This is a genomic window from Mariprofundus aestuarium (assembly GCF_002795805.1).
In the GTDB taxonomy this organism is placed as follows: domain Bacteria; phylum Pseudomonadota; class Zetaproteobacteria; order Mariprofundales; family Mariprofundaceae; genus Mariprofundus; species Mariprofundus aestuarium.
The window spans coordinates 1,397,640-1,410,615 of the sequence record NZ_CP018799.1; the positions used below are offsets into that span (position 1 = coordinate 1,397,640).

Below are 12,976 nucleotides of genomic sequence, written 5' to 3' on the forward strand. Positions count from 1 at the left end.
TTAAGGAATCCCCCTTGATAACCCTGCAGCTTCCCGCTGCGGGGTGCGGCACTCTAGAGGAGGTCATGCCAACTTCCAAGATTAAAAAACAGCTGGCTTAGATATAACAGACCAATGAAATATCTCGCCATAAAGCCGTCAGTGATCGGGATATGGTAGAGGATCAGAGATGCCGAGCTCGGCAAAACCGATCTTTCGGTAATGACAGGAGTCACAGTGACCACAAGGCATGCCATCGGAAAGCGGATCGTAGCAGGAGCGTGTCAGCCCGTAATCGAGACCCAGTTTGAGACCCATACTGATAATTTCGGACTTACCAAGGTTGATCAGTGGCGCTTCGATATCAAGCGTCCCTCCCTCTGCACCTATCTGGGTGCCAATGCGGGCGCAGCGGGCAAATGCCTCTAGAAACTCAGGCCGACAGTCGGGATAACCCGAGTAATCCACCACATTTGCTCCAATCACCAGCTTGGTTGCCCCCACTGTTTCGGCAAGCCCTGCTGCCAGTGAGAGGAAAATCAGGTTTCGGGCTGGTACATAAGTTGTGGGAACCTCTGCTCCACCCGCCTCATCCTTAGGTACAGGCATATCAGATGTAAGTGCAGAATGCCCAATCGTTCGCATATCCACAGAGATGGTCCGGTGATCCGTGACGCCAAAAAAGCGGGCGACATGCTCCGATGCCGCAAGCTCGATGCGGTGACGCTGACCATAGTCAAAAGCGACGGTATGGCACTGCCAGCCCATCTCTTTAACCGCCCATGCCAGTGCGGTACTAGAATCAAGCCCACCCGATAACAGAACCACGGCTTTAGCCTTACTCATACCCCGGTAGCCTCCGCACCCCAGATCACCTTGTGCAGCTGCAGCTGCATACGCGCAGGCAGATGGTCTTCAAGTATCCATGCACACAGATCGCTGGCTGAGACCTCACCCCACGAAGTGGAAAGAAGTGGCGGCACATCATCACCACCCAGCTCATGGCTTCGGATAAAGTCGCGAGACCACTCATAATCACTACGGTTACAGATAACGAATTTAATCTCATCCCCTGCCCTGAGCAACTTCAGGTTATCCAGCTGGTTCCTCTCAACCTCACCACTGCCAGGGGTTTTAATATCGACAATCCGACGTACACCATCAGGCACCCCGGCAACAGAGTAAGCACCGGATGTCTCAAGCTGCACCTCGACACCGAGAGCCAGCAGCCGTTCAAGAAGCTTTATACAGTTTCGCTGCGCAAGAGGCTCACCTCCAGTCACAAGTACCAGCGGGCGCCCTCGCTGCTGCACATCATCAATGATCTGATCGATATCCATCCACGCGCCGCTATCTGTAGGAATAGCCTGCGTGGTATCGCAGTAGAGGCAGCGTAGCGGGCAGCCAGCCAGCCGGATAAAGGTGCACGGCATGCCAGCCAGAGTACTTTCGCCCTGTACACTGTCGTAAATTTCATGAATGCGTAAGCGTGAAACTGAAGTGATTATTGCGGTTTCTCCACAGACGGGTTTTTACCCTGCCTCTTTTCACCTGAGCTATCGCTCTTCTTCTCAGGTGAACTTTCATCCTGCTTCTTCTCGAGTGCGCTTTCCACCTTCTGGATATCAGCAAGTGCAGCCTGAGCCTGTTCAGCAAGAGTGCTTTCGGGATGTTCATTGATCAAACGACTATAGTATCCTGCAGCGGCCTTTTTACTGTTCGACATCTCGGATAGCTGTCCAAGCTTCAGTAGCGCGGCAGCATGTTTAACACTATCCGGATAATGGTCGGCCACATATTTAAATGCATGCAGTGCATTCTCGAGCGCCTGCTGCGAAATCCGTGTCTCCCCCAGCCAGAACCATGCCTGGTCTGCATACTCACCATCAGGAAAAACATCCAGCTGTTCATTAAAGCCTCTGGAAGCCTCATCGAAGCGACCACTCTTCAAAGCCAGATAGGCTGCGGTATAGGCATTCTTTTCAGCCTCTGCCTGTGCTCCCCTGTCGGTAAACTGTTCGGACTTGGTGGTGACTGGTGGTGTTTCAGGCGCCTTAACAGGCGTGGTCCTGTGCATTGATGGTACACCCTGCTCTGCCTCCGGAACGGGCTTCACTACCGGCTTGGGTATCACTCTTCTCTTGCGGTGAAACTTTTCGATGCGTGCAGTCAGCGCATCTATCTGGGCCTGTTGCGTCCGGTTAACCTTTTCCAGGTCCTTCAGCCGCTTGCTCACCTTAAGGGCATCCAACTCATCCAGCTTCAGTGTGTTCGCCTGAACTTCAGCATCAACTCTATCCTGAGAAACCTTGATCGCCTCGATGGAAGCGGTAGTGGCTTCCCTCTCCTGCTCCCAGGTGATTCCGGGCTTCTCTTTTGCGCACGAACTCAATGTTAGCGCACACAACAAAAGAACGGCCATTGGTAAAACCAATGGCCGCCTCTCTACTCCAGTGCTAATTGAATTAACGGGTGACAATGTCACCACGACGGTTCTGAGCCCAGCAAGCTTCGCCAGTATCCTGGCACGCAGGACGCTCTTCACCGAAGGAGACTGTATCGATGCGTTCAGCAGCCACACCACGTGAGATCAGGAAATCACGGACACTGTCAGCACGACGCTGGCCCAGAGCCAGATTGTACTCGCGGCTACCGCGCTCATCACAGTTACCTTCAACAGTAGCATTCACAGCACCATTGGCATTCAGCCATGCAGCATTCGCATCCAGTGTCGCCCTTGCGGCGGCATCTAGGTCGGACTGGTCAAATGCAAAGTAAACAGCATTGCTGGATGGCTTCGCTACGGTCTCCACAACCGGCTGCACTTCCTGTACAACCTCTGCTGGTTTTTCCTGTGGAGCAACTTCAACTTTCTTCTGACAACCGGCAAAGAGCAATCCAGCCGATGCGATAGCAATCAGTAACAACTGTTTTTTTGAGCGATTGAAATTCATAATTTTCTCCCTTAGCGCTTCTAATTAGCGTATAGTGACATTCACTTGTTTCTAGTCAACAAGCGAAACTATACCGCGATTATAACATCTACATGTGATATGTGCCACAAACCCTGGGAGGTTTATTTTCATATGCCTGCCAATCACTCAATGGCAGAGCAGCATTAATAAAACCAGATACGCGATCAGTGACGTGACCAGGCTGGGTCAGATGCATCAATTGCAGGCGAGGTAATAGGCTCGCTCCGCCCACCCCAGCTGGGCACCCGGTAAACGCGTCGAATCCTGTGCTCCTCAGCTGAGAAGAGAATCATCTGCCCATTGGGGGACCATGAAGGCGACTCCACCCTCTGACCCGCTACCAGATAGCGGATATCGCTACCATCGGGACGCACCGTTGTTACAGCATAGGACCAGTTCTTCAATGAAATCATTGCGATGCGATCCCCATTCGGCGACCAGGCTGGCGAGGTATTATAACTACCCTGAGTACTGACCAGCTGCACTGGGCCACCACTAACCGCCTTACGATAGACCTGAGGCTGCCCACTGCGATTGCTGACAAAGGCAATCCATTTACCATCCGGTGACCAGGTTGGCGTGGTATCGATCCCCTCGTGATGGGTAAAGCGGCGCCAAGTATCCTTCTTGATGTCGTAGATGTGGATGTCGGTATTCCCTGTACTGTGAGACAACGTAGCAGCCACATAGCGGCCATCGTGTGAAAACTCAGGGGTACTATTCAACCCTTTGAATTCACCAAAAGCAGTGCGGGACCCGGTCTTCAGGTCGAAAAACTCAAGCCGCGGACGATTACCCACATAGGTATTGAGAGCAACCCTCTGTCCATCCGGAGACCAGTCTGGTGAAAGAAGCAGCGTGAAGTTTTTTCCAACTACCTGCCTGTTGGCCCCATCCTGATCCATGTAAATCAGATCGGAAGATTCGCCGCGCTTGTCCACATAGAGAACATGACTGGTGAAATATCCGGGAATGCCAAGAGCGGCACTGTAAATCTGATCAGCCACCCGATGAGCAAACCTGCGAACCTGTGTCAGCCCGCCCTCAACATTTACCGAAGCCAGCTGCTTGGCCCTGAACAGGTCATAAACCCTGACCTCCGCCTTCCATAGTTCCCCTTCCCTGCGCAGGTTGCAAAGCGCGAGGATATCCGCACCAACAATACGCCAGTCTCCGTACTCCACCTTCGTCCAGCTATCCTCGAAGGTCGCCAGATAGGCCAGAGGGTCGATTACCTTGAATGACTGGCTGGACTGAAGATCATTCGTGACCACGCCATTGAAGAGCTTAAGATCATTTCCACCGTCCTCTGCAGAAACCAGCAGCCCCACCTGAAGTGGCCGGTAACCTGACTGATAGATATCAAACTCGGCAGCAGAAAGAGAAAACGCGAAGGAGAAAAAGAATAGAAAAAACAGTGGTAGACGCATGCCTGCTTTCTAACGTTTGCACCAACTGAAAACAAGAGACGGATGATAGCCCTTAAGTGAACCGGGCCCGCCATAATGACGGGCCCGTAACAGCTTCTATTAAATCAGGGAGCAGACTTATTCAGAGCCTGCGATCAGTGATTCACCATATCCTGCTCAGGGTTGGCACTGATGTTATGGATGGCAAGATCCGCGCCCATATACTCATCCTCTTCGGAGAGCCTGATACCAACAACCTTTTTAATGACACCATAGACAACAAACCCGGCAGCCAGTGCAATAGCCACACCGGTCAGCGTACCCACCAGCTGAGCCATGAATGTCACGCCACCAGCACCACCCAGAGCGGTCGATCCAAAGACACCTGCAGCCACACCACCCCAGGCACCAGCACCGCCATGCAGCGGCACTACACCCAGCACATCATCAACCTTCAGCTTATTCTGAATAAATTCGAATCCCATCACGAATCCGGCGCCTGCCACCACACCGATGACCAGTGCACCGATCGGATGCACGATATCGGAACCGGCACAGATCGCCACCAGACCAGCAAGCGCCCCATTATGAACGAAACCCGGGTCATTTTTCCCTGCCACCAGTGCTGCAAGCAGACCACCAACCATGGCCAGTAGTGAGTTGATCGCCACTAGTCCTGACACGCCTTCGACATTGCCCGCACTCATCACATTAAAACCGAACCAGCCGACACAGAGTATCCACGAACCCAGTGCCAGAAACGGGATATTAGACGGAAGAATTGCCTGTACACGCCCATCCCGGCCATAACGCCCTTTACGGGCCCCAAGCATCACAACTGCACCGAGGGCCAGGCAGCCACCCATAGCGTGTACCACAACAGAACCTGCAAAATCATGAAAAGCAGCACCAAAGTTTGCCTCCAACCACGCCTGATAACCGAAATTTCCATTCCAGATCATACCTTCGTAAAATGGATAAATCAGAGCCACCAGCACAACTGTTGCCATTGCGTTAGGCCAGAACCTGACGCGTTCAGTGATACCACCTGAGATAATGGCCGGGATGGCGGCGGCAAAGGTGAGAAGAAAGAAGAAGTGCACCATTTCGTAACCGTTGCTGATGCCACCAATACTGTTCAGTTGTGATACCGGGGCAAAAAAGTTAATCCCGTATGCGACTGCAAAACCAATAAAGAAATAGGCAACTGTGGAGAGGCCGAAGTCCGTAATCACACGCACCAGCGCATTCACCTGATTTTTTTTGCGCACCGTACCCGCCTCAAGAAAGGCGAAGCCTGCATGCATCGCCAGCACCATGGCTGCACCCATGGTGAGAAAAAATACATCAAAACCTGCTGTGTTCATTTTAAATTCAACTCCCTGATTATAATGCGAATTATTACCCTTACTTATTAACAAATAAACCGCTGATTTACCCAGCGGTTCCGTGCAGACCACGGAATCGCCGCCAATGCCAACATAACATGCCCGCTTCAATCACTTCATTTTCCCTGGTTAGCGTGGATAAGTTTTTCCAGTAACTGCTGCTGACCTGCCAGCATGCGTGAGTGCATCAACGGCTGCAGAATCTGCGACTGCTTTTCAGCCTGCAGCAGCATCTCTTCAAAATCATTAATACTATCCTTCACATGTTCAAACGGTGTCTGCATCCGATTGAACAGTGACGGCATACCCTGCATATCACTGACGTCCAGCTCAGCCAAAATCACATCAAACAAGCGCCTTACACCCTTCAGTTTCGCATGCAATTTCCGACTCTCATTACCCTCTGAGGCCAGACGCAGTGCTATTGTTCCATTTTGCCTGACAAGCCTGTCCCAATCGGCTGCTGCTGGTGACTCCCGCTCGACTGCGGCCATTAAACCCATCAATTCCTGACACAGCTCTCTACCGGCATCATTCTCCGTAACAGAGTCATAGATATTCATAACACAGCTCATCAATCCCATCAGGTTACGCAGCGAATAGAGGGCATGCCGAATCTCATGGCGCACATAATTCTCTGTTTGACTGGCCGGACAGATAACAAATTTCCCGGATGGAATCGGATATGCTTCAGTCGTCCCGCAGAGATAGAGGGCATCACCATACAGCCGTTGAGCAAAGATATCGTTGCCGATCATCTTCCTGACCTCCGGTATCTGTAACGGTTCGGCTGCAAAACGGATCGAATAGGAGACCGCAGGCTGCAGAAGATCCTCCTCTTCCCATGCGATCATATTGCTCAACAACTCCACTTCAGATGGAGCACCCGATTGTGGGCGAATCCAGATACCCAGAAAATAGAAGTACTCCGAGGTCAGTGAGTCATCCTGCAGTGAGATAATGACCGTCACCGGCTGCCCTTTACGCGTAACATCGAATGCCATGATGTCCTCTTCCCAACTGATCTCTGCATCATGAATGACGAGCAGCGACAGCATGCTCATACAGTTACCGACAAACTCTTCGCGACTGATATCTTCCTTGTCGTAGCCCCAGACATGGCCGGAAACCGGCAGCTGGTTAGGCTCCAGAATGCGGTCATTTAATGAAAGTGCGTGCAGTAATAAAGATCTGCTCACGTAAAACCTCCTGAAAAACAATAACCAGCACGTCCTGCACCGGTCTTTCAAAAATGAGAATCGGGAGCGGAAAAATCCGCTCCCAACTCATATGCGGAAGATGTACTTTCTCAGTAGCGGGTGATTATATATACACCTTCAGCAACTTGTTACGTTCTGGTCTGATTAAACTCAGGGTAAGCTTCAAGACCACACTCACCCACATCCAGACCTTCATACTCCTCCTCTTCAGAGACACGAATACCCATCACCGCCTTCACGATCAACCATACAATCAGGCTTGTGGTGAACACCCAGGCGAAGATCACACCGATCCCCATCAGCTGTGCAGCCAGTGTTGCATCCGGATTGGAGAGGCATACCGCCAACAACCCCCAGATACCCACCACGCCATGCACTGAGATCGCACCAACCGGGTCATCAATCTTGAATTTGGTATCAAGTGTAATGATTGAGACAACAACCAGTGCACCACCGATGGCACCAATAAGGGTAGCCAGCTCTGGTGAAGGTGTAAGCGGCTCTGCGGTAATAGACACCAGGCCAGCCAATGCACCATTAAGTGCCATGGTCAGGTCAGCCTTACCGAACCAGAGACGTGCCAGCAGCAACGCTGCGATACAGCCACCAGCAGCAGCCATGTTGGTATTCACAAACACCATTGCTGTTGCATTGGCCTCGGCAATATCAGACACCTTGAGCTCGGAACCACCGTTAAAGCCGAACCATCCCATCCAGAGGATGAAGGTACCAAGCGTAGCCATGGGTAGGTTAGCGCCTGGAATAGCGTTGATCGAGCCATCCTTGCCATATTTACCCTTACGAGCACCCAATAGCAGAACACCTGCAAGGGCTGCAGCTGCACCAGCCATGTGAACCACACCGGAGCCTGCGAAATCAAGGAAGCCAGCCTCATCAAGGAAACCGCCACCCCACTTCCACATACCCTGTGTTGGATAGATGATAGCGGTGAATACGATAGCGAAGGCAAAGAAGGCCCACAGCTTCATACGTTCGGCAACAGCACCGGAAACGATCGACATCGCAGTAGCAACGAACACAACCTGGAAGAAGAAGTCCGACAGATTGGAGTAGTAAGGTGCATCTTCACCACCAGCCAGTACTGCAGCTGCTTCATTGTCCCCACCGAGACCGAAACTGAAACCCGGAATCAGTGATGAGATTGAATCGCCATACATGATGTTGTAACCGACCAGCATGTACATCACACATGCGATCGAATAGAGCACGATATTCTTAGTCAGAATCTCGGCCGTGTTCTTTGAGCGGACAAGGCCAGCTTCCAACATTGAGAAGCCAGCGGCCATCCACATCACGAATGCGCCCATCACCAGGAAATAAAAGGTGTCGAGTGCGTATTTGGTCTGCAGGAGATCCCCTGCTAACTGAGTTGTTACAGTCGGTTCCATCTCTTACCTCCTATCAACTTAGCGCTTCCACATCGGTTTCACCGGTGCGGATACGAATTACTTTTTCAACATCGCTGACGAAGATTTTGCCATCGCCAACCTTGCCACTTCTGGCCGCCTCAACGATGGCATCAACCACCGTATCAACCATATCTGCCATCACCACAACAGAGAGTTCGGTTTTCGGTACAAAATCGACACTGTACTCAGCACCCCTGTAGAGTTCTGTATGGCCTTTTTGGCGGCCATGACCCCTGACCTCCGTTACTGTCAGGCCGGTTACTCCGACCTCCAGCAGCTTCTCTTTTACATCATCCAACCTGAACGGCTTGATAATGGCTCTGATCATTTTCATAATTGCATCTCCTTAAGTTTCTCTCTCAGGTAAACTTTGGGTTCGGGGGGCGGTTGCAGCCGTCCCCCTTCCACTTTCTAATCAGGGATAAGGATTAGAAAATTAGTAAGCGAAGTTCACTCCAGCCACAAATTGGCTCGCGCCTTTTGGCTTGCCTGTATACGTTGGAATTGAAACCATCATTGATGGAGTCATGGTTACGGCTGCCCCAAGTTCCATATCTTTGCTCAGGGAGAGATCAACGTGGCCAAGCTCATTCTTCGTAGTAGGAAATGCAGTTGGATTGTTCAAATCATTTGATGGCAGATAAAATCCGAAGTTTGCACCAAAGTCATAACCACCATATGACTGAGCCAGCCCCACATCGACATACGCATCTTTCTTCCAGCCACCCTTATTTGAATTTACCGCGTTATAATAGGTTACAGATACGGGACCATAGCTCAAACCAGCATATAGCTCGCCTGTATTCCATGATGTTTGATTCTGATAAAGGTAGTATATATAACCAACAGAAACACCCACACCCGCAATTTCGGTAGAGTAATCAACAGTAAAATCAAACTCGGTTGTATTATTACCATTTGGCGCATTTCCCAACGGAGCTGCAAACCAAACATTCGCTGAAAGACCAAAGTCAGTTTCGGCACCTAAATCACCCTGCACAGAGGCACTTGACGATGCCTGCATACCACGCCACATGTACTGGCTATATATCCCAATATCTCCTGAAATTGGCAAGTCTTCCGCCTGAGCCGTTGTTGCAGCCAGACCCGTTGTCATTAATCCAGCCATCATCATGGGTAGATATGTTTTCTTCAGTTCCATATTACTCTCCTTTGTTAAAAATGCAGATCAACCTGCTTATGCCATCTTTAAGCAGGCCCGATGCCAAGACTCAAAAATATTGAAATTTGTTGTATTTAAAGGATTTATGGGCACCCACTCCACTTCAGCCCATGCGCTCATGCTTATATTTTAGGCTCAAATGCCTTATTGTTAGGCATTTGAGGAAACTGACGCCTTACCCCTAATCACGTGCAGGTGATTTAATTGGCCGTACCCGTTAGGATTTGCTGACTAACGAGAGTAAAAGGTAGGGATATGAATATTGATTTCACTTTTGCGCCATGGGGCATGGCATTTGCAGCACTGATGCTTGTTGTCGGCAACGGCGTATGGATGAACCATCTGGCCAGAAAAAATGCATGGATGGGATGGTTACTATGGGTCATATCAGCGGCAGCAATTCTTGTCGCCGGTGCAGCCATTGAGCAGAAACTCGGCGACGGCGCAGGCATCTGGGACGCCCTCTCCAAGGTAAATATCGAAAACCACTGGATCGTAGTCACCCTCTACGCCCTGATCTCCATTCCCGGTGCCGCAAGTGTACTTTTCCGGCAGCCCGTTGTCTGGACACGGCTGGCGGCACTTGCCACAGCCATTATTGTACTGATCCCACTAGGGCGTCAGCTACAGGATCCAACTGACTCACGGTTGATGCTGAGCCTCGGCATTACAGCGATTGCCTGCGCCCTGATCTGGCTCTGGTCGAAACTACTGGACTGTGAGCCCGAATATGCAAGGAAAACCGTGCCGCTTGAGGAGATGAGCCAATGATGAAACACAGTGAAGCACGCGCCGCAACACTGGTTGAAGCGCTCCCTTACCTGCAGCGCTTTGCCGATAAAACCATCGTCATCAAATACGGTGGTAACGCCATGGTTGAAGAGGAACTCAAAGCAAGCTTTGCCTCAGACATTACCCTGCTCAAACAGGTCGGCATCAACCCGGTTGTCATCCATGGTGGCGGCCCTCAGATCGGCAAGCTTCTGGCCAAGATCGGTAAAGAAGCCAAATTCATTGATGGCATGCGGGTTACCGACAGTGAAACCATGGATATCGTCGAAATGGTACTGGCGGGCCTGGTGAACAAAGAGATTGTCGGCAACGTCAATAAAGCCGGCGGCAAGGCCATTGGCCTCTCAGGCAAAGATGGCGGCCTGATCTGTGCGCGTAAGATGCAGTTTGAAAGAAATGCGCCGGAGATGGATGTGCCGGAGATCATCGACCTCGGCCATGTTGGAAAGGTTCATTCGATCAATACGGAAATCCTTAACCTGCTCGACACGGACCGATTCATCCCGGTCATCGCGCCTGTCGGTTATCATAAAGAGGCAGGCCAAAGCTATAACATCAATGCAGACCTGGTTGCTGGCGCCATTGCCCAGGCATTGGGCGCTGCCAAGCTGGTTCTATTGACTGATGTTGCTGGCGTACTCGACAAGGACAAGGAACTCTGCTCCAAACTATCACCAGCAGAAACCAGGGCTCTAATTGCTGACGGTACGATTGCTGGCGGCATGATTCCGAAGGTCACCTGCTGTCTGGATGCAGTGGCCGCAGGCGTGAAACAGGCGCATATTATTGATGGACGTGTTCCCCACGCCCTGCTGCTTGAAATCCTGACTGATGACGGTGTCGGCACGGTATTCAGCGAGGAGTGATATCACCCGCTTAAGCTTGATCAAAAGTGAGTGAACTTTGCTGGCAAAACGTATATGCTGCGCCGCCTTTAAATTTTAATATCAACCAATTGCACAGGAGAAACCCTCATGGCTCTAAACGTCTATTATGATAAAGACGCAGATCTTTCGATCATCAAAAGTAAAAAAGTAGCGATTATTGGTTATGGATCACAGGGCCATGCTCATGCTACCAACCTGAACGATTCCGGCGTAGATGTAACTGTCGGCCTGCGCGCTGGTTCCGCTTCTGTTGCTAAAGCAGAAGCTCATGGACTGAAGGTTACCAACGTTGCCGACGCTGTTGCCGGTGCTGACATCGTCATGGTACTGACTCCTGATGAGTTCCAGTCTGTACTGTATCGTGATGAGCTTGAGCCAAACCTGAAACAGGGTGCAACACTTGCATTCGCCCACGGTTTTGCGATTCATTACAATCAGGTTGTACCACGTGCCGATCTCGACGTTGTCATGATTGCACCTAAAGCACCTGGGCACACCGTTCGCTCTGAATTTGTCAGAGGCGGCGGCATTCCGGATCTGATCGCCATCCATCAGGATGCAACAGGAACGGCTAAAGATGTTTGCCTCTCTTACGCATCTGCTATCGGTGGCGGCCGTACCGGCATCATCGAAACCACCTTCAAAGATGAGACTGAAACCGATCTGTTCGGTGAGCAGGCCGTTCTTTGTGGTGGCGCAGTTGAGCTGGTTAAAGCTGGCTTCGAAACACTGACTGAAGCCGGTTATGCTCCAGAGATGGCATATTTTGAATGCCTGCACGAGCTCAAGCTGATTGTTGACCTGATGTATGAAGGTGGCATCGCCAATATGAACTACTCCATCTCTAACAATGCTGAGTATGGTGAGTATGTAACCGGCCCTCGCGTCATCAACGAAGAGTCCCGGAAAGCGATGAAAGAGTGTCTGCACAACATCCAGACTGGTGAATATGCCAAGCAGTTCATTCTGGAAGGCGCCACCAATTACGCTTCCATGACTGCAGCGCGTCGTAACAACGCAGCGCACCCGATCGAAGTAACCGGCAGCAAACTTCGTGCAATGATGCCTTGGATCAACAAGATCGTAGACAAGACCAAGAACTAAGCGATATTCAACTCAAGATCAAAGGGAGCCTTATGGCTCCCTTTTTTTTGTTTCTATTGATATCCATCAGCCCTACGCCTTGTTAACGTGCAATATTTACACCTTCCATTATTAATTCATTATATTATTCTTCTCTAATTCTAACTGCAGGAGAAGATTATGAAAAAGACCATGATGATTATTACAACAGCAGCAATTTCCAGCAGTGCCCTTGCCATCGGCGAGGCTGCTGCTGGAGCCGAATCCAAATGTAAGGCGTGCCACACCTTCGAACAGGGAGGCAGCAGCAAAGTCGGCCCTAACCTGTTCGGTATCATGGGTAAAAAAGCGGGCTCCTCTGAAGGTTTCAAATATGGAAGCTACCTCTCAGGTGCGGATTTTGTGTGGAATGAAGAGAGCATGAGGGCATGGATTGCTGATTCCAAAGGGGTGGCAAAAGCTGGCGGCGGTAAGAGCAAGATGAGCTCACAGAAAGTAACAGGTGCCAAGGCTGATGAGGTCATCGCATTCCTGAGTGGCCTTAAATAACATTCAAGCTTACAATCTAAGGCGGCCTCAGTGCCGCCTTTTTTATGCATATTTTGAATCAAGCCACCATAGATCATTTAA

Annotated in this window: 14 protein-coding genes; 4 read left to right on the forward strand and 10 right to left on the reverse strand. The window is 50.7% G+C overall.

Annotated elements, in window-relative coordinates:
- Positions 1–138: 138 nt before the first annotated feature.
- The 10 genes from queC to Ga0123461_RS06905 form a co-directional block, all read right to left on the reverse strand.
- The gene (queC, locus tag Ga0123461_RS06860; protein WP_100277652.1) at positions 139–825 is read right to left on the reverse strand and encodes a 7-cyano-7-deazaguanine synthase QueC; all 687 of its coding nucleotides are present in this window, start codon (positions 823–825) and stop codon (positions 139–141) included.
- On the reverse strand, positions 822–1,412 hold the full coding sequence (locus Ga0123461_RS06865) for a radical SAM protein (RefSeq protein ID WP_100277653.1): 591 nt from the start codon (positions 1,410–1,412) through the stop codon (positions 822–824). The genes queC and Ga0123461_RS06865 overlap by 4 nt, the downstream gene beginning before the upstream one ends.
- Positions 1,413–1,483: 71 nt before the next feature.
- The gene (locus Ga0123461_RS06870) at positions 1,484–2,371 is read right to left on the reverse strand and encodes a tetratricopeptide repeat protein (protein WP_232710068.1); all 888 of its coding nucleotides are present in this window, start codon (positions 2,369–2,371) and stop codon (positions 1,484–1,486) included.
- Between the two features lie 73 nt (positions 2,372–2,444).
- Entirely contained in the window at positions 2,445–2,933 is a 489-nt protein-coding gene (gene pal, locus Ga0123461_RS06875) for a peptidoglycan-associated lipoprotein Pal (protein ID WP_100277655.1), read from the reverse strand.
- Between the two features lie 185 nt (positions 2,934–3,118).
- Positions 3,119–4,384 carry a Tol-Pal system beta propeller repeat protein TolB gene (gene tolB / locus Ga0123461_RS06880; protein WP_100277656.1) on the reverse strand — a complete coding sequence of 422 codons (1,266 nt, stop codon included), beginning with the start codon at positions 4,382–4,384 and terminating at the stop codon, positions 3,119–3,121.
- A gap of 134 nt (positions 4,385–4,518) precedes the next feature.
- Positions 4,519–5,730, reverse strand: a complete 1,212-nt coding sequence (locus Ga0123461_RS06885; protein ID WP_100277657.1) for an ammonium transporter — start codon at positions 5,728–5,730, stop codon at positions 4,519–4,521.
- Between the two features lie 137 nt (positions 5,731–5,867).
- Positions 5,868–6,950: a hypothetical protein gene (locus Ga0123461_RS06890; RefSeq protein ID WP_100277658.1), complete on the reverse strand. Its 1,083-nt coding sequence runs from the start codon at positions 6,948–6,950 to the stop codon at positions 5,868–5,870.
- A gap of 149 nt (positions 6,951–7,099) precedes the next feature.
- The gene (locus tag Ga0123461_RS06895; RefSeq protein ID WP_100277659.1) at positions 7,100–8,380 is read right to left on the reverse strand and encodes an ammonium transporter; all 1,281 of its coding nucleotides are present in this window, start codon (positions 8,378–8,380) and stop codon (positions 7,100–7,102) included.
- Positions 8,381–8,393: 13 nt separating this feature from the next.
- Positions 8,394–8,735: a P-II family nitrogen regulator gene (locus tag Ga0123461_RS06900; RefSeq protein ID WP_100277660.1), complete on the reverse strand. Its 342-nt coding sequence runs from the start codon at positions 8,733–8,735 to the stop codon at positions 8,394–8,396.
- A 102-nt stretch (positions 8,736–8,837) separates the two neighbouring features.
- Entirely contained in the window at positions 8,838–9,563 is a 726-nt protein-coding gene (locus tag Ga0123461_RS06905; protein ID WP_100277661.1) for a TorF family putative porin, read from the reverse strand.
- A gap of 276 nt (positions 9,564–9,839) precedes the next feature.
- Here Ga0123461_RS06905 and Ga0123461_RS06910 point away from each other — a divergent pair, with 276 nt between their 5' ends.
- From Ga0123461_RS06910 to Ga0123461_RS06925, 4 genes are all read left to right on the forward strand, one after another.
- Entirely contained in the window at positions 9,840–10,355 is a 516-nt protein-coding gene (locus Ga0123461_RS06910) for a hypothetical protein (RefSeq protein WP_100277662.1), read from the forward strand.
- A complete protein-coding gene (gene argB, locus Ga0123461_RS06915) occupies positions 10,355–11,242 on the forward strand; it encodes an acetylglutamate kinase (RefSeq protein WP_100278723.1) in 888 nt (295 codons plus the stop codon). Before Ga0123461_RS06910 ends, argB begins: the two co-directional genes overlap by 1 nt.
- Before the next feature lie 108 nt (positions 11,243–11,350).
- Complete coding sequence (ilvC, locus tag Ga0123461_RS06920; RefSeq protein ID WP_100277663.1) at positions 11,351–12,367, forward strand: ketol-acid reductoisomerase; 1,017 nt, start codon at positions 11,351–11,353, stop codon at positions 12,365–12,367.
- A 159-nt stretch (positions 12,368–12,526) separates the two neighbouring features.
- On the forward strand, positions 12,527–12,895 hold the full coding sequence (locus tag Ga0123461_RS06925; RefSeq protein ID WP_100277664.1) for a c-type cytochrome: 369 nt from the start codon (positions 12,527–12,529) through the stop codon (positions 12,893–12,895).
- Positions 12,896–12,976 lie beyond the last annotated feature (81 nt).